16 protein-coding genes are annotated in these 17313 nt (G+C 66.1%); 9 read left to right on the top strand and 7 right to left on the bottom strand.

What is annotated here, in order from left to right:
- Positions 1-110 precede the first annotated feature (110 nt).
- The 4 genes from hutU to hutI all read left to right on the top strand — a co-directional run bounded on the left by hutU (position 111) and on the right by hutI (position 5560).
- Positions 111-1763 (top strand): urocanate hydratase, encoded by a 1653-nt coding sequence (hutU, locus tag ACIBW7_RS19055; RefSeq protein WP_397047866.1) that lies wholly within the window; start codon positions 111-113, stop codon positions 1761-1763.
- On the top strand, positions 1760-2959 hold the full coding sequence (locus ACIBW7_RS19050; protein ID WP_397047864.1) for an allantoate amidohydrolase: 1200 nt from the start codon (positions 1760-1762) through the stop codon (positions 2957-2959). Before hutU ends, ACIBW7_RS19050 begins: the two co-directional genes overlap by 4 nt.
- 73 nt (positions 2960-3032) lie before the next feature.
- Positions 3033-4337 carry a formimidoylglutamate deiminase gene (locus tag ACIBW7_RS19045; protein WP_397047862.1) on the top strand — a complete coding sequence of 435 codons (1305 nt, stop codon included), beginning with the start codon at positions 3033-3035 and terminating at the stop codon, positions 4335-4337.
- Between the two features lie 53 nt (positions 4338-4390).
- Positions 4391-5560 (top strand): imidazolonepropionase, encoded by a 1170-nt coding sequence (hutI, locus tag ACIBW7_RS19040; RefSeq protein WP_397047860.1) that lies wholly within the window; start codon positions 4391-4393, stop codon positions 5558-5560.
- A gap of 22 nt (positions 5561-5582) precedes the next feature.
- On the opposite strand, the gene ACIBW7_RS19035 is transcribed toward hutI, so the two are convergent.
- Complete coding sequence (locus ACIBW7_RS19035) at positions 5583-6278, bottom strand: TetR/AcrR family transcriptional regulator (RefSeq protein WP_397047858.1); 696 nt, start codon at positions 6276-6278, stop codon at positions 5583-5585.
- Between the two features lie 57 nt (positions 6279-6335).
- On the opposite strand from ACIBW7_RS19035, the gene ACIBW7_RS19030 reads away from it, so the two are divergent.
- Both ACIBW7_RS19030 and ACIBW7_RS19025 read left to right on the top strand, forming a co-directional pair.
- Positions 6336-7496, top strand: coding sequence for an RNA-guided endonuclease InsQ/TnpB family protein (locus ACIBW7_RS19030; protein ID WP_397048182.1), 1161 nt, complete (start codon positions 6336-6338; stop codon positions 7494-7496).
- Positions 7497-7672: 176 nt separating this feature from the next.
- Positions 7673-8362 (top strand): hemerythrin domain-containing protein, encoded by a 690-nt coding sequence (locus tag ACIBW7_RS19025; RefSeq protein WP_397047856.1) that lies wholly within the window; start codon positions 7673-7675, stop codon positions 8360-8362.
- A gap of 6 nt (positions 8363-8368) precedes the next feature.
- On the opposite strand, the gene ACIBW7_RS19020 is transcribed toward ACIBW7_RS19025, so the two are convergent.
- On the bottom strand, positions 8369-9451 hold the full coding sequence (locus ACIBW7_RS19020; RefSeq protein ID WP_397047854.1) for a PQQ-dependent sugar dehydrogenase: 1083 nt from the start codon (positions 9449-9451) through the stop codon (positions 8369-8371).
- 126 nt (positions 9452-9577) lie between these two features.
- On the opposite strand from ACIBW7_RS19020, the gene ACIBW7_RS19015 reads away from it, so the two are divergent.
- Positions 9578-10333 (top strand): DJ-1/PfpI family protein, encoded by a 756-nt coding sequence (locus ACIBW7_RS19015; protein ID WP_397047852.1) that lies wholly within the window; start codon positions 9578-9580, stop codon positions 10331-10333.
- On the opposite strand, the gene ACIBW7_RS19010 is transcribed toward ACIBW7_RS19015, so the two are convergent.
- The 3 genes from ACIBW7_RS19010 to ACIBW7_RS19000 all read right to left on the bottom strand — a co-directional run bounded on the left by ACIBW7_RS19010 (position 10330) and on the right by ACIBW7_RS19000 (position 13476).
- A complete protein-coding gene (locus tag ACIBW7_RS19010; protein WP_397047850.1) occupies positions 10330-10698 on the bottom strand; it encodes a DUF1304 domain-containing protein in 369 nt (122 codons plus the stop codon). The genes ACIBW7_RS19015 and ACIBW7_RS19010 overlap by 4 nt on opposite strands.
- A 99-nt stretch (positions 10699-10797) precedes the next feature.
- On the bottom strand, positions 10798-12519 hold the full coding sequence (locus ACIBW7_RS19005; RefSeq protein WP_397047848.1) for a serine/threonine-protein kinase: 1722 nt from the start codon (positions 12517-12519) through the stop codon (positions 10798-10800).
- A gap of 66 nt (positions 12520-12585) precedes the next feature.
- Positions 12586-13476, bottom strand: a complete 891-nt coding sequence (locus ACIBW7_RS19000) for a bile acid:sodium symporter family protein (RefSeq protein ID WP_397047846.1) — start codon at positions 13474-13476, stop codon at positions 12586-12588.
- 171 nt (positions 13477-13647) lie between these two features.
- On the opposite strand from ACIBW7_RS19000, the gene ACIBW7_RS18995 reads away from it, so the two are divergent.
- Positions 13648-14196, top strand: a complete 549-nt coding sequence (locus tag ACIBW7_RS18995) for an LppP/LprE family lipoprotein (RefSeq protein WP_397047844.1) — start codon at positions 13648-13650, stop codon at positions 14194-14196.
- An 8-nt stretch (positions 14197-14204) separates the two neighbouring features.
- Here the strand turns inward: ACIBW7_RS18995 and ACIBW7_RS18990 are convergent, their stop codons facing one another.
- Positions 14205-15713 carry an FAD-dependent monooxygenase gene (locus ACIBW7_RS18990; protein ID WP_397047842.1) on the bottom strand — a complete coding sequence of 503 codons (1509 nt, stop codon included), beginning with the start codon at positions 15711-15713 and terminating at the stop codon, positions 14205-14207.
- Between the two features lie 46 nt (positions 15714-15759).
- Here ACIBW7_RS18990 and ACIBW7_RS18985 point away from each other — a divergent pair, with 46 nt between their 5' ends.
- Positions 15760-16491, top strand: coding sequence for a TetR/AcrR family transcriptional regulator (locus ACIBW7_RS18985; protein ID WP_397047840.1), 732 nt, complete (start codon positions 15760-15762; stop codon positions 16489-16491).
- A gap of 1 nt (position 16492) precedes the next feature.
- Here the strand turns inward: ACIBW7_RS18985 and ACIBW7_RS18980 are convergent, their stop codons facing one another.
- Positions 16493-17086 (bottom strand): dihydrofolate reductase family protein, encoded by a 594-nt coding sequence (locus ACIBW7_RS18980; RefSeq protein ID WP_397047838.1) that lies wholly within the window; start codon positions 17084-17086, stop codon positions 16493-16495.
- Between the last annotated feature and the right edge of the window lie 227 nt (positions 17087-17313).

Genomic DNA, 17313 nt, shown 5'->3' with positions numbered 1-17313 from the left:
TTCCCGCACAGCGAATCAGGCTCGCGCACATGGCTATACGCGGTCACCACTAGCTCTGCGACGCCGACCAGCGGGGCGGACGGGAAATTCGTTGATATGGAGGCAATTCGATGACACGGACAGTGCGCGCGGCACGTGGCACGCAACTGACGGCCAAGAACTGGCAGACCGAGGGCGCCCTCCGGATGCTGCAGAACAATCTCGATCCCGAGGTTGCGGAGCGCCCGCAGGACCTGGTCGTGTACGGCGGTACCGGTAAGGCGGCGCGGAACTGGGCAAGCTTCGATGCGATCACCCGCACGCTCACCGCGCTCGAGGCCGATGAGACCCTGCTGGTCCAGTCGGGTAAGCCCGTCGGCGTATTCCGGACGCACGAATGGGCGCCGCGGGTGCTGATCGCCAATTCGAATCTGGTGGGGGACTGGGCGACCTGGCCCGAGTTCCGCAGACTGGAATCGCTCGGCCTCACCATGTACGGCCAGATGACCGCGGGTTCGTGGATCTACATCGGCACCCAGGGCATTCTGCAGGGCACCTACGAGACCTTCGCCGCCGTGGCGGATAAGCGTTTCGGCGGCACCCTCGCGGGCACCCTCACGCTCACAGCGGGATTGGGTGGCATGGGCGGCGCGCAGCCGCTGGCGGTCACCATGAACGGTGGTGTCGCCCTGGTCGTCGAATGCGATCCGGCACGTGCCGAGCGACGGGTGCACGACCGCTATCTCGACGAGATCGCCACCGATTTCGACGATGCGGTGCGTCGGGTCTCGAAAGCGCGCAAGGAGCGAAAGGCATTGTCGGTCGGTCTGATCGGCAACGCCTCCGAGGTGCTGCCGAGGCTGTTGGCGGCAGGAGTCGAGATCGATATCGTCACCGATCAGACCTCGGCGCACGACCCCCTCGCGTACCTGCCGCGTGGTGTCGCACTCGAAGACTGGGCCGATTATGCCGCGAAGAAGCCCGACGAATTCACCGACCGCTCCCGCGAATCCATGGCCGAACACGTCGATGCGATGCTCGGGTTCCTCGACCGCGGCGCCGAGGTCTTCGACTACGGCAATTCACTGCGCGGCGAGGCGAAACTCGGTGGCTGCGAACGGGCCTTCGACTTCCCGGGATTCGTGCCCGCCTATATCCGGCCGCTGTTCTGCGAGGGCAAGGGGCCGTTCCGTTGGGCCGCGCTCTCCGGTGATCCGGCGGATATCGCCGCGACCGATCGCGCCATGCTGGAACTGTTCCCGGAGAACGAATCTCTGCGCCGCTGGATCACCATGGCCGGGGAACGCATTGCCTATCAAGGACTTCCGGCCCGCATCTGCTGGCTCGGCTACGGTGAACGGCACCTGGCCGGTCTCCGCTTCAACGAGATGGTCGCCAACGGTGAGTTGCAGGCTCCGGTGGTGATCGGCCGTGACCACCTCGACTCCGGCAGTGTCGCCTCGCCGTATCGCGAAACCGAGGCCATGGCCGATGGATCCGATGCCATTGCCGACTGGCCGCTGCTCAACGCACTGGTCAACACCGCTTCGGGCGCGAGCTGGGTGTCGATCCACCACGGTGGTGGCGTCGGCATGGGCCGGTCCATTCACGCCGGACAGGTCTGCGTCGCCGACGGAACCGCGTTGGCCGGGCAGAAGATCGAGCGCGTGCTCACCAATGACCCCGGTATGGGCGTCATTCGGCATGTGGATGCCGGGTATGAGCGGGCCGGCGCGGTCGCCGACGAGCGTGGCGTGCGGATCCCCATGCAGGAGAACAAGTGACAGCGAACGGCCTGCTCGCCGAAATTGCCGAGGTGGGCCGGGATACGCGGCGCGGCGGATACTCCCGGCACGCCTTCGATCGTGCCGAGATGGAATTGCGGGACTGGTTCATCGAGCAGGCGGCGCGGCGCGGGCTCGATGTGACGACCGACCGCAACGGGAACATCTGGGCATGGTGGGGGAGGCCCGGTTCCGATGCGGTGGTCACGGGAAGTCATCTGGACTCGGTGCCCGGCGGCGGCGCGTTCGACGGCCCGCTCGGGGTGACGAGCGCACTTGCCGCCGTGGATATCCTGCGCGCCAAGGGTTTCACTCCCGCGAAGCCGCTTGCGCTATTGGTGTTCGCGGAGGAGGAGGGCGGACGCTTCGGTGTGCCGTGTCTGGGGTCCAGACTGCTCACTGGCGCCATCGACGCCGACCGCGCCCGCGGACTACGGGACGCCGCCGGGATCACCTTCGCCGAGGCCGCGGCCAACGCGGGTCAGGACGCGGATCGATTCGGCGCTGATCCCGAAGCGCTTGCCAGTATCGGCTGCTTCGTCGAATTGCATGTCGAACAGGGACGCGGGCTGATCGACCTGGACAGCGCGGTCGCCACCGGCAGCAGCATCATCGCGCACGGCCGCTACCGGTTCTCCTTCACCGGACAGGGCAATCACGCGGGCGCGACACGCATGCCCGACCGCCACGATCCGATGCTGCCCGCGGCCGCCGTGATCGCGGCTGCCCGCCAGGTAGCCGCGGCCACCGACGATGCCAGAGCCACCGTCGGCAAGCTGATACCAACACCGGGCGGCACGAATGTCATTGCCTCGACGGTGGACCTGTGGCTGGATGCGCGCGTCGCCGGAGACGGACGCACCGCCGCATTGGTCGAGGATATTGCCGGATTCGCACGCGAGGCCGCGGCCGCCGAGGGCTGCGAGGTGACCGTGACCGAGGAATCGTATTCCGACGATGTCGTTTTCGACGAGACTCTGCGGGGCCGAATGGACGCCGTACTCGGCGGTGTCCCCGCTCTACCGACCGGCGCGGGGCACGACGCGGGCATTCTGGCGGCCCACGTGCCGTCCGGCATGCTCTATGTCCGCAATCCGACCGGTATCAGCCATGCGCCGCAGGAATATTCGGAACCCGCGGACGTGGATTTCGGTGCGGAGAGCCTGGCTCGCGTGCTCGAGGACTTGGCGAAATGAGCGCGGAGTGCTGGGCGCGGGTTCAGCTGTCGGATCGGCGTGACCGGAATCCGATGTGCGGGAGTTCGGCCGGATGAGCGTCTATTGGGCCGAATATGCCTGGCTACCGGACGGATTGGCCGAACGGGTGACGATCGATATCGCCGGATCGACGATCCGATCGGTGGCCGGAGGAACCGCGCCGAACGGAAACATTTTGCGCGGCTTGACCATTCCTGGTCTTGCGAATGCGCACTCACATGCCTTCCATCGCGCCTTGCGCGGCCGCACCCACCATGGCCGGGGCTCGTTCTGGACGTGGCGGGAACGGATGTACGCGATCGCAGATCGACTGGATCCCGACTCCTACTACCGGCTCGCACGCGGGGTGTACGCGGAGATGGTGCTCGCCGGATACACCAGCGTCGGTGAATTTCACTATCTGCATCACGCGCCCGGCGGTGTTGCCTACGCCGATCCGAATGCGATGAGCGTGGCCCTGGCCGCGGCGGCACAGGACGCTGGATTACGGCTCACCCTGCTCGATACCTGCTATCTCAGTGGCGGATTCGGTCAGCAGCTCGACGAACACCAGCTTCGCTTCAGTGACGGTGATGCGGCGGCTTGGGCCGAGCGTTCCGCCGCGTTCAAGCCGGAGTCGGAACTGGTGCGGACCGGTGTGGCCGCACATTCGGTGCGCGCGGTGCCCCCGCAAGCACTGGCTGTGGTCGCCCGACAGGCCGACGGTCGGCCGGTGCACGTCCACCTGTCCGAACAACCCGCCGAGAATCGTGATTGCCTTGCTGCACACGGGCTTACGCCAACCGCACTGTTGGCAGACAGCGGGCTGCTCGGGCCGGATACGGTGGCCGTGCATGCCACGCATTTGAGCACCGCCGATATCCAGATGCTGGCCGGCGCGAGGTCGCGGGCATGTTTCTGCCCGACCACCGAACGCGATCTCGGCGACGGCATCGGCCCCGCCCGCGAACTTCTCGACGCCGAAGTCCGGCTGTGCCTCGGCACTGACAGTCACGCGGTCGTCGACGGCTTCGAAGAGTGGCGTGCGCTGGAGTTGAACGAACGTCTGGCCTCCCACACGCGCGGACGATTCGAGATTGCGGAGTTGTTCGGTGCGGCAACAGATCACGCAGCTATCGGTTGGCCGGAGGCAGGCCGCATCGAAGCGGGTGCGGCGGCCGATCTGGTCACCGTCGATCTCGATTCGATCCGAACCGCGGGCACCGAACCCGCGGCCGCACTGTTCGCCGCTTCGGCCACCGATATCCGTGAGGTGTTGATCGCCGGTCGGCAGGTGGTCTCCGAAGGCCGCCATGTATTGGTGGAAAGTCCCGAAATTATTCTGCGAGAAGAGATTCGGGCTTTGTGCCCACCGTGATCGCTCGCAGAAGCCAAGACACCAGAGTCTCCACCGCGACAGGAAGGGCACCGTTGTCGACCCTCATCACCGGAATCGGCGAGCTGACCACCAACGCACCGGGCGGCCCGCTGCACGATGCCGCAGTGGTGCTCGAGGGGGAACGTTTCGCCTGGATCGGCCCGGCGAGATCCGCACCCGCCGCCGATGATCGGGTCGATATCGGCGGCCGCGCGGCGTTGCCCGGGTGGGTCGACAGCCACACCCACCTGGTCTTCGCCGGTGATCGCACCGCTGAATTCGAGGCCAGAATGGCCGGTCAGCCCTACCGTGCCGGCGGTATCGCAACGACTGTCGCCGCCACCAGAAGTGCCTCGGACGACCAGCTTTCGGCCAACCTGCGCCGCCACGTCACCGAGGCCTACCGCCAGGGCACAACCTGCCTGGAGACCAAAACCGGATACGGCCTCAGTGTGCCCGACGAGGCGCGCTCGGCCCGCATCGCCGCCGCCATCGCCGACGAGGTGACCTACCTCGGCGCACACCTGGTGCCGCCCGGTGCCGATGCCGAAACATATGTCGACCTGGTCTGCGGCGAGATGCTCGACGCGGTCGCACCGCATGTGCGCTGGGCCGACGTCTTCTGCGAGACAGGCGCTTTCGATGAGGATCAGTCCGATCGCGTGCTGCGCGCCGCCGCCGCACGCGGACTCGGTCTGCGCGTCCACGGCAACCAGTTGGGCACCGGCCCCGGCGTGCAACTGGCCGTCCGGCACGGCGCGGCCAGCGTGGATCACTGCACCTACCTCACCGACGCCGATGTCGAGGCCCTCGCCGCCTCGGACACCGTCGCAACTGTCCTGCCCGCCTGTGACCTGTCCACCCGCCAACCCCTCGCTCCCGCCCGCGCACTGCTCGACGCGGGTGCGACCGTCGCACTGGCCACCAATGCCAATCCGGGCAGTTCCTACACCACATCCATGGCCTATTGCGTTGCAACGGCCGTACTCCAGATGGGCCTCTCGATCGCCGAAGCGGTGTACGCGGCCACCGCAGCGGGCGCGAAAGCATTGCGCCGCGACGATGTCGGGGTCATCGAAGTCGGTGCCCGAGCCGATCTACAGGTGCTCGACGCCCCCTCGGTCACCCATATCGCGTACCGTCCGGGCGTCCCGCTGACGCTGGCCGTCTGGCGCTTGGGGCAACGCATACCGGCCGCCGAATGGCCCAGTGCCACAGGATGATCGAGTGCGGTGTTGTGCTGGCCTATGAGTTTTCGAGCGAGCGTAGCGCGGCATCCACGAGAGTCGTTGCGGCGCGGGCGCATACCTCGACGGCCGCATCGGGCTCGAGGCCGCGCACATCGATCAGCACGATGAACGCCTCCCAACCCACCACGAGCGCGATACTCGACACGAGATCGTCGAACTGCCGCTGGGGCATGCGATCACGCAATGGTTCGAGCGCCCATTCGATCCAACGCACCCGACGATGCCCACGTCGTGGTGCGTCCTCCGCGGGTGGGGCGACGGTGAGCTTCACCAGCCGCCGCCCCATTGGTAGCAGGTCGGTGATCTCCGCACCCATCGCCCGCACCAGTTCGGCGATGCGCACGCGCGGGTCCGCGGAATGGATATTCGTCAGCGCCCCATCGGTATTCGCGCTGAGCAGGCCGATGGTGGCGTCGAGCATCAACTGGTCGAGAGTGGGGAAATGCAGGTAGACGGTGCGTCTGGACACCTCCGCAGCGGCGGCGATGTCGTTGACCGAGGGTTCGATGCCGCGGTTCAGCAGTGTCATGGAGGCGTCGACGATGGCCTTGCGGGTGCGTCGGCGCTGGGCTACGCGGCCCGAAGTGAGCTGGGCGGTTTCCTCGACCTGAGTGGTCTCGCTGAGCTGGGCGTGGTGCTCGGTCATCAGATGTTTGGGCGCGGAGACTCCCTCGCTCACGGGGGTGAGCAAGCGCCGTCCTCCTTTCGAGGGGTTCTTGTGTCGGTGGTGTCGGATATGTTGTCGGCCATGGAGGAGGTGGTGCGGTACAACTACCGGCTGCGGCCGGGCAGTGCCGCGCAGTCCGCGTTGCTGGCCGAGTGGCATCGCTGCCGGTTCCTGTGGAACGAGGCTGTCCACCAACAGAAGTCGGGTAACAAGCCGACGTTCGGCACACTGAGCAAGCTGCTCACCGCTGCTCGTGCGGGGAGCGCGTGGTTGCGGGAGGGTTCGCAGGTCGCCCAACAGCAGACGCTGCGAACGTACGCGCAGGCGCTTGCTCAGTCGTTCACCGTCATGGGGCGGGGTCGGCCAGTGTTCAAGCCCCGCAAGACGACCGAGCTGTCGCTGGAGTACACCCAGCGTGGGTTCAGTCTCCAGGACGGGCGGCTGGTGCTGGCAAAGGGCGCGAGCATTCCGGTGGTGTGGTCGCGGGAGTTGCCGTCGGCACCGACCAGCGTGCGTGTCACTCGTGATGCGCTCGGGCACTGGTACGCCTCGTTCGTCGTCCGCCGCACCGTCAATTCTGCACCGGTGACCGAGGGCGGTATCGGTGTTGACTGGGGTGTGCGTGCCACGGCGACAACCACCGACCCGTCGTTCGATTTGCCCTATCGCGGACATCATGCGCGTTGTGCCGCCGAACTCGGCCGGTCGCAACGCAAGATGGCCAGACGCCGCCGCGGCACACGCGGCCCGCAGTCGAAGGGATACCGGCGAGCCGCCCGCGAGGCCACCAAGCTGCACAAGAAAGCCGCCCGCCAAACCCAGCACGAGGCGCGCGTGTGGGCGAAAAGCATTGTCGACCACCACGACTTGATCGCGGTGGAGGACTTCATGCCGAAGTTTCTGGCCAAATCCACGATGGCCCGCAAGGCGGCCGACGCGGCTATCGGCGCGACGAAGACCGAACTGATCAACCGTGGCATGCGGGCCGGCCGGAAGGTGGTGTTGGTGCGGCCCGCCTATACGACGATGACGTGTTCGAGGTGTTTCGCGAGAGCCAAGCAGCCCCTCGAACTCGCCGAACGAACTTTCCGGTGCCGGGCATGTGGGTTTACCTTCTGTCGGGATCGGAACGCCGCCAGAGTGATTCTGGCTGTGGCAGAGCGCGGCCACACACGTGTTGACGACGTCAGACAATTCGATCACCTCCCTCGGGTGGCTGGTGGGGTTGCGGTCCGAGCGTGAAATCTCCCGCCCTCGAGCGGAAGAAGCGTTAATCGCTGCGTGTCCTCCGGGTGCCATCTTGAGCGCTGCCTCAGCCAAAACTATACTAAGTTGCACTTATTGCACAGGAGTGCATTTAGTATCGGGAGGAACTAAATGACTATCGGGGATCTTCTGTCTGCGCTGGAGCAGGTGTTATGAGCCGCCGGGCGGCCGAGTCGCCGGGTTGTGATACCCACGACATGGTGCTGGTGCACCGGGTGTTCCGACGCGAATTCCGTTTGCTAGCAGACATTGTCGAGGCGACCTCGCCCATGGATGCCGAACAGGTGGCGCGGGTGAGCACACATGCGCGCGAGATGCTCGCCGCTCTGCATCACCATCACAGCAACGAGGACGAGCTGGTTTGGCCGAAACTGCGTTGGGCGGAACTGGATTCGACGCTGATCGATCTCATGCAGACCCAGCACGAAGAGGTCGATGCGCTCATGCGCCGCGTCGATTCCGAACTGTCCGAGTGGGAACATCAGGGCGGCGCGGAAACGGCGGATCTGCTGGTCGAGGGGCTACGTCGACTACATGAGGCGCTCACCGAACATCTTCGCCTGGAGGAAGATTCGGTACTGCCGATCGTGGCCGAGACGCTGACCGAGTCGGAGTGGGCCGAACTCGGCAAGCGCGGTATGGCGTCGTTTTCGAAGGGACGGGCCCTGGTATTCCTCGGTCATATCGCCGAGGAGGCCGATGCGCGCGAGTGGTCGGAGTTCGCCGGGCATATCCCGGCTCCCGTCCGGCTGCTGTATCGATTATTCGGCCGCCGTGGCTACGCCAGGGAGACCGCACTGCTGCGCCGCGATCTGCGCTCGGTCGGAAGGGTTGTGAAATAAGGGAACTCAGCGTGCCGGGAAGCGGATGATCCGATCATCGCCGGCACGGACATCACCGCGGCCGTCCGTGTTGGAGGTGGTCAGCCATAGTGCGCCGTCCGGGGCTATCGTCACCGTGCGCAGGCGGCCCAGGTCGGGCAACCGGGCCTGTGGTGTGCCCAGCGTGCCGTCGTGCAGCGGAACCGTCCACAGTCGTTCGCCGCGCAGCGCCGCGACATAGAGGATGTCGCCGGAGATGGCGATGCCGGACGGCGATGCCTCCGAAGGTCTCCAAATGATCTGGGGGTCGGTGAATCCCTGATCGGTGCCGCCTTTACCTTCGACGATCGGCCAGCCGTAGTTGCGACCCGGCTCGATCAGATTGATCTCGTCGAAGGCGTTCTGACCGAACTCCGCGGCGAAGAATCTGCCTGCCCGATCCCAAGCCAGACCTTGCACGTTGCGGTGCCCCAGGCTGTAAACCGGCGAACCGGACGTTGGATTGCCCGGTGCCGGAGCGCCATCGGCTGTCAGCCGCAGGATCTTGCCATTGGGGCTCGCGGGATCCTGAGATCTGGCGCCTTGCCCCGCATCTCCGGTTCCGACATACAACATGCCGTCGGGCCCGAACGCGATCCGGCCGCCATTGTGGTTCCCCGCCTTGGCGATACCGTCGAAGATGACCTCCGGTTGCCCGTCGAGCCGGAACCGCACGATCCGGTTGTCGTCCGCAGCGGTGAAATACGCATAGACATACCGTGTTTGGGCATAATCCGGCGCCACGGCGAGCCCGAGCAGACCGCCCTCGCCGCCCGCGACCACACCCGGAACCTCGTACACCTGCTCGGGCTCGCGTCCAGGCACCACCCGCAGAATTCGGCCGGTATCTCGCTCCGCGACCAGGGCGCCACCATCGGGCAGAAAGGCCAGTCCCCACGGCACATCGATACCGTGCGCGATTTCCTCCCCCGCAGCCAGATCCGGCACCCTCGATGACGTGCTGGGCGCGGTGCTCGTGGCAATGTCCGGCCCGGCGCCGGAATCGCTGCCGCATCCGGCCACCGCGCCGATCATCAGCACAGCGATCGCGATCCCGATGAATCTCCGCATGCGTATCCCTCCGATTGATCATTCGGCGGTGCTGTCTCGATCGTGCCCGCTGCGGCGCCGGTCCGCCATCCGCCGCGATGTCACGGCTACTGTCGAGGGCGGTATCCACCTTGGGAGGGAAGATCAATGCAGATCGCCATCGTCGTCTATCCGGGTATGACCGCGCTCGATGTGATCGGGCCCTACGAGGTGCTTCGGATGCTGCCGGGTGCGCGGCTGCGTTTCGTCTGGCACGAGCCGGGACCGATCACCACCGACAGCGGTGTGCTGCTGCTCGGCGCGACGCACTCCCTCGACGAGACGCCGTCGCCCGATATCGTGCTCATCGGCGGCTCGGGGCCCGCGACCGCGGCCACGGCGGCCGACGAAAAGCTGCTCGCCTGGCTGCGTCAGGTACACGAGACCTCGACCTGGACCACCTCGGTATGCACCGGATCGGTGATCCTCGCCGCCGCCGGGATCCTGAAGGGTAAGCCCGCGACATCGCATTGGGCCGGTTTGCCGATGCTGAAGGCGCTCGGTGCCGAACCACGCGCCGAGGAACGCGTTGTGCGCGATGGCAAGATCGTGACCGCCGCGGGCGTGTCCGCGGGAATCGACCTCGGGTTGTGGCTGGCCGGTGAAATCGCGGGCAAGGACCAAGCCGAGGCAATCCAGCTGATGATCGAATACGATCCCCAGCCGCCCTTCGACAGCGGCCATATGAGCAAGGCGAGTTCGGCGACGCGGCGCAAGGTGACCGGGCTGGTCGGTCGCGAGGGTGCCGATCTGCTCACGGCCGATCCGCGTGCCGTGGTGCGGGAGGCGAGTGCGATCGCGAAGCTGTCCTGGGCCTCGGCCATCGAGCGAGCTCGCGCGCGTCGACGGTTCGGCAAGCGTTAGTTGCTGCCCGCGATCAGCACGGCGACAAGGGCGATCGCTCCGGGCAGCGCTTGGACGAACAGGATTCTGCGGTTCGCGGTCGCCGCACCGTAGATCCCGGCGACGACAACGCATGCGGTGAAGAAGATCATGGCGGCGAACCCGACCGGGTCCGAGGCGATGATGCCCCAGATCAGACCGGCCGCCAGGAAGCCGTTGTAGAGGCCCTGATTGGCGGCCAGAACCTTGGTCTGCTCGGCGAATTCGGCGGTGCTGCCGAAGGACTCGCGCACCCGCGGCGTGGTCCACAGGAACATCTCCATGACCAAGATGTAGATGTGCAGCAACGCCACCAGGCCGACCAGCACCTCGGCTACTACGCGCATTCGAATGATCCCTTCACACAGATCCGGCTCGTTGTCGGTCCACAGGATGGACGATCGGTGTCGGAAGCGTCGGAAGGCGCGCCCGACGAAGTATGCCCGTTAGTTCTTGTGCAGATTGCCGCTGACATCGCCGAGTACACCGCTGAAACCGCCGCTGAAGCTGTAGGTGACCGAACCGTCCGGCTGCAGGACGACCTTCGAGGTCGACCCTTCGTCCATACAGCCACTCGCACCGCCGCTGAGCCGTGCCACGAAGGTGAGCTGGGTGTCGGTGGCATTGGTCAGACGTTCGGCGCGTTCGCACCGACTGCGCGATGCCTGACCGGTATTGGCCGAGGTGGCGATCTCCTCGCCGATTTTCCCGTCGTGAATGGTCAACTCGATATCGAAGGTGGCGAGCGCATCCCTTGCGGTGCCGGTCCACTTGCCGACGAACGTTTCGGGTACCGCGGAGTCGGTGGCCGCTGCCGAAGTGCTCGTCGCGGAGGTCTGCGTCGTCGCGGCGGTCGTGGGCGCGACGGAGGTGGCCACCGCCGAAGTGCTCACCACCGCCGCGGTATCGGAGGACTTGTCGGTGAGTTTCGTCCCGATGAGGAATGCGCCGCCCGCGACGATGAGACCGACCACCACGGCCGCGACGATCAGTGCGGTCCGACGTGAACGACTCTTCGGTGCAGGCGGCGGGTAGTAGTAGGCGGGTTGCGGCCCCGACTGGTCCTGTGCCGACGGATACGGCGCGTACACGCGGCTCGAATTGGCTTGCGGCCCAGGGGGTCCGGATTGCCATGCGGTATTTCCCGACTGCCAAGCCACCGTATCGGCCGCAGGCCCGGACAGCGGGTGGTGCGATGTGTGCGGTCCCGAATTCGATTGCGGCAACGGCCGCGAAATCGTCGCCGTCGCCCGCGCCGGATCCGGTCCGACTGCCTCGACCGGCCCGGATTCCAGATCGAGCAGCGCAACCGCCCGCCTGCTCACCTCTTCGAGAACTGGCGCGGGCAGCCAGCCGCCGCGTTCCGGAACCCCGAGTTCGGCGAGCTGATCGAGCAACCGCTGCGGTGTCGGGCGGGCCGCCACGTCCTTGTTCAGGCAGGCCGCGATGATCGGCCGCAGCCGGTCCGGCACCGCCGTGAGCCGTGGTTCCTCGTACACCACCCGATACAGCATCTGTACGGTCTCGCCGGCGCCGAACGGCCCCTGCCCGGTCGCCGCGTAGACGAGCACGCCGCCGAGTGCGAATACATCACCTTCGGGTCCCATGGTCGGTCCGACCACCTGCTCGGGACACATGAATCCCGGTGAGCCGATGACATTTCCGGTGGTCGTCAATGCGCTGTCCTCGGCGGCGCGTGCGATACCGAAGTCGATCACCTTCGGACCGTCCACGGCGAGCAGCACATTGGACGGTTTCAGATCGCGATGCACGATCCCGGCGCCGTGCACGGCGATCAATGCCTCGGCCAGCCCGTGCGCGAGCACCAGCAGCGTGTTCTCGCTGAACGTGCCGAACTGCTCGACCGCATCGGTCAACGAGAATCCGGCCACATAGCCGGTCGCCAGCCACGGCGGCGTCGAATCCACATCCGCGTCGAGCACCGTCGCGGTGAACTTCCCGCCGACCCGCCGCGCCGCGGTGACCTCGCGCCGGAACCGCTCCCGGAACTCGTTGCCGATCAGATCCGGCCGGATCACCTTCACCGCGACGGTGCGCCCGCCCGCGCTGCGCCCGAGGTACACCCGGCCCATACCGCCCGCACCGAGCAGGCCGAGGAGCCGGTAGTCCCCGATCCGCGTGGGATCGTCTGTGCCGAGCGGTCGCATCGCGAACTGGGGTCCTCTCACCTGACGTCGAACACGCAAAGGTTACCCAGGCCGCGCTCGGTTGCCCTAGCCGGTGGCGGCCGGAATCGGTGTGGGAGCCGCGCGGCGTAGCTGCCGCGCCAACAAGTATGCGGCGATGGCGGCGGGAATATTCATCAGCACCCCGTAGACCGCGGGTGGCACCGCCATCTGCGAATTGTGCAGCACACTGGAGGCGACGGCGATGGCCAACGCGCCGTTGTGGATGCCGATCTCCATCGCCGAGGCGATCGCCTGATCGGTCGCCACCCGGAACAGGCGCGGCACGGTGTACCCGATGGCGAAGCTCAGCGTCGACAGCAGCAGGCTGAGGGTGGCGAGCTTGCCGATGTTCTCGGTCAGCGTGTCGAACTCGCGCCCCACCGCCGCCACCACGACCAGCAGCAGCACCACCGCCGAGACGACCTTGACGTTCTTGCGCATCCGCTCGGCCCAATCGGTGAACCGGCGATGCACCCACATCCCCACCGCGACCGGGACCAGCACGATCGCGAACACCTGGGCGAACTTATCCGGCCGCAGCCCGATCGCGGCGCCATCGTCCATGAACAGCGTGAACGACAGCGTGACCACCAGCGGCAGGGTGAAGACGGCCAGAATCGAATTGATCGCGGTCAGTGTGATATTCAGGGCCACATTGCCACCGGCGATATGGCTGAACAGATTCGCCGACGGCCCGCCCGGCGAGGCGACGAGCAACATGACCCCGACCGCCAGCGCACCCTCGAGCCGGAACAGATAGACCAGACCCAGGCAGATCGCGGGCAGCACGATCATCTGGCACACCAGCGCGACCACCGCCGCCTTGGGATACCGCAGCACCCTGGCGAAATCGTCGACGGTCAAGGTCAACCCGAGCCCGAACATCACCAGCGCCAGGGCCAGCGGTAGGAACACGGCGAAAATCGTTGAACCCATTCAGATCTCCTCATCAGGACTCGGACGGATATCGACGTTATCGACTCACCGCCCTGGCAGCGACCCCACCGGTGGGAGCCCGGCCGTGGCTACCGCCGGATTCGACGATGCGATGATGGTGTGCGGAGCGCGATCGAGACACTCGTCCGACTTGAAGGGGCCTTACGCTCTATGCAGACCTATCGGCTCGTACTGCTCACCCTCGGTATCGGACTCACCTGCGTGACCGCGTGCGGCTCGGGCGACAACGGCGGCCGGATAACCGATTACGGACCGACCCCTTCGGTGGTGACCACGTCGAGTGCCGCACCGACGGCGAAATGCGGAGTTGATCTGAACGCACCGGTGATCGGTTCCGCCATCGCGACGTTGCCCGTCGATCCGCTTACCAAAGTGCCGTGGTCGACCGATCCGGCCGGATTCGAGGGCACCTTCGATCCGTGCGTCACACTGTCGGCCGTGATCATTGCGGTCGAGGGCGCGACCGGCAGTTCACCGAATCATGTGCTGCTGTTCCACAAGGGCGAGTTCGTCGGCACGGCGACGCACGAGAGTCTCGGGTTCACGTCACTGGATCCCGGGCGCACGACCGATGACACCGTCGGCGTGACCTACAAGACGCCCGGCAGTTGCAATGCCTGCCCGGACGGCACGCTGACGCCGGTCCAATTCCATTGGGATGGAAAGCAAGTCCAGACGATCGGGACGCCACCGAAATAACCGCGGGCTCATCGCATTATGCGATCCAGGGCTGCGTGCAGCTCGGCAGCCGGATCGCTCGGCAGGCTCGGCATACGCCAGGCAATGATCTGATCGGGGCGCACCAGGAGTGCGCCGGTAGGGCAGAGGCCGACGGTGTCGGGCCAATCCTGGTCCAGCTCATGGATTTCCAGCGGTAGATCGGTCTTCCATGCGGTGCCTGCCGGGCCGACCAGGACAGCGCAGGACGTTCCGATGAGGTCGAGTGTGGAGCGACCGTCGGACAGCCGGCGATGAGGCAGCCGGGTGCCGGGTTGGCCGGTGAGATCGAGATGCGCCATGGTGTGCGGGCTGCCGTCGTCGATGAGCGCACCCGCGCGGTAGCGATTGCCCAGGATCAAGGCAATCGGATCGGCGAGTGGTGTGGCGTCGGTGGATTCGCGATTCATGGTGCGCAGGTCGGCGGTTCGGATGCTCGACTGGTCGGCGATGTACCAGCCGACCGGGCGGCGTTCGGTGTGGTAGGTGTCCAGCAATGCCGGATCGGCCTCCTCGCGCAGGACGGCCGCCAACTTCCAGGCGAGGTTGTGCACGTCCTCGATGCCGGTATTCGCGCCCGCGGCGGCGAAGGGCGGCATGACATGAGCGGCGTCACCGGCCAGGAAGATGCGGCCCGCACGGTATTGCTCGGCGACGAACATCCCTGGCTCCCAAGATAATACGCTGAGCAGCTCGATCGGAATCCCGGGAACACCGATGGCCGTTCGCAATACGCTCGGCCATTCATCCAGGGAACGGCCGGCTCCCTCGGTGGTGGTGAATATCCACCGCTGTGAGCCGTCGATCGAGGCGAAAGCTCCTGGTGCATCGGCATTCTCGATCTGGCAGAGGTTGAATTCGCGGCCGCGCACCAGCTCGGCGAGATCAGCGCGGAAGTAGACATTGACGGCTCGGCCGAGCATGCCACGACCATCGCGCGGAATGCCGAGCCGCTCGCGGATCGGACTCGACGCACCGTCGGCGGCGATCAGATAGGCCGCGTGCAACCGCTCGGTCGTGCCGTCGGCGGCGCGAATCGTGGCGGTGATGCCCTCGGGCTCGTCGGCGAAGTCCGTGAGCTCGACGCCGAACCGCACATCGCAGCCGCGGGCCACAGCGATGCGCCGCAGCACCGGCTCGAGTAGATCCTGGGCACACAGGCAGGCGGTGGCCGGGGTGATGGTCGACCAGTCCGGCACTCCGCCCGGCAGCGTGAAGGGGATCCGTTCGGCCTGCGCGAGCGTCGGACCGGCCGCGAAGTACTGGTACGCCGCGAGGTCGCGGGCCGCATCCAGCACCTCCTCGGCAATGTCGAGCTGGCCGAACAGTTCCATGGTCCGGATATTGATGCGCCGAGCTTTGGGCTGCGGTGAGGTGGCCGGTCTGCGTTCGACCAGCACCGATGCCACGCCCTGCCGCTGTAGGAACAGCGCGGCAGACAGTCCGACCAGTCCGCCGCCGACGATGAGAACCCGAGGTTCGTGTACGTTGTACATCATGTGTACCTTGTACACGAATGGTTGAATGCCCGGCAAGGAGGTGGCAATGACCGAGGAATCGTCGCCGCCCGGACCGTTGATCTGGTCGCTACCGGAACCGCCGGGCCGACCGACCACGACATTGAGCCGGGCGAGCATCCTGCGTGCGGCATTGACCGTGGCCGATGCCGAGGGGGCGCGGGCGCTGACCATGCGGCGGATCGCCACGGCGGTCGGTGCTTCCACGCCGATGTCGCTGTATCGCTATGTCGGAAGCAAGGACGGTCTGGTCGACTTGATGATCGACGCCGTCTACGGCGAGATTCCGCTGCCCGCGACACCTTCGGGTCATTGGCGCGCCGCGCTCGAACAGCTTTCGCTGGCCACCTGGTCGGTGATCCAGCGTCACCTCTGGTTCGGTGAACTCGTGCACACCCGCCCGCCACTCGGGCCGAATGCACTGCGCTACTTCGATTTCCGCTTCGCCCTCTTGGAACCCCTCGATATCGCCGCCGACGATATGACGCTGATCACCGCTGCCGTCGACGGCCATCTCATCGGCGCCGCACTGCAACTCGCCGAAGAGAACCGCATGCGGGCCCGTTCCGGACTGCACACCGACGACGAGTTGGCCGCCGCCGCACAACCGATGCTGGCGCCGATCCTCGCCGACGGCCGCTACCCGGCCTTCGCACGCTGGATCGCCGCGCGCACCACCACCGGTGGCGTGGACCCCGTCGAGTGGACTTTGACCAGTCTGCTCGACGGCATCACGGATCGCCTCGGACTGCCCGAATAACTCAGTTCGCGGCATCGAACGGGGCGTAGCGCACGAGGATGTTGTCGGAGTCTTCGAAAGTTCGGGTTTCCAGCCGCCGCAGGGCCGGATGGTCGCCGCTGAAGATCGGGGTGCCGGCACCGAGTGTGGTCGCGCCGATCATCAGATGCAATTCATCGACCAGGCCGTGGATCAGCAGGTCGTTCCAGAGGATTCGGCTGGCGAAGACGACAATATCGCCGCCCTGCTGTCGCTTCAGTTGACTGATCGCCTCGTAGGAATCGGAGCGGGGGACGATGCGGGTATTGTCCGCCCAGGGGTGGTCCGTGGCCGGAGATTCCACGTGGTCGGAGACGACGACCTTGTCGATGGCGTTGTAGCGCTTGGAGAATTCGCGATTGGTGGTCGAGAACGTCGGGTCTTGCTCGACATTCGGCCAGAAGCCGCTGAACATCCCATAGGACGTGCCGCCGAGCAGGACGGTATCGGCATTCTGGATGTGCTCGAGGTTGGTGCGGTCGAACGATTCATCCATCGGCAGGGCCATGACATTGCCGCCCGGGCCTTCGAAGTAGCCGTCCAGCGACATGATGTTGACGACGATGAGCTTGCGCATTTCGATCCCTTCGGTTCATCACGCCGCGGTGGCGTGTATCCGTGGGTCGGAGCGCGGAACGGTGCTTCGACGTAGATCGGTCACGGTTCGGTAACACGGTGTTGTGGGTCCAGCGAGCCTGCGGGGAGATTCGACGAACCGAACGGACCGTACCTGGCGGGACATTCGCCAATGGGTTGCTATGGTCGTCGCGCGTCGAGTCGGGCGATCTTGTCTACATGCTGCCT

Origin of the sequence: Nocardia sp. NPDC049526 (assembly GCF_044465765.1) — a bacterium.
GTDB lineage: Bacteria > Actinomycetota > Actinomycetes > Mycobacteriales > Mycobacteriaceae > Nocardia.
This window is presented reverse-complemented; position numbering and strand designations above follow the sequence as displayed.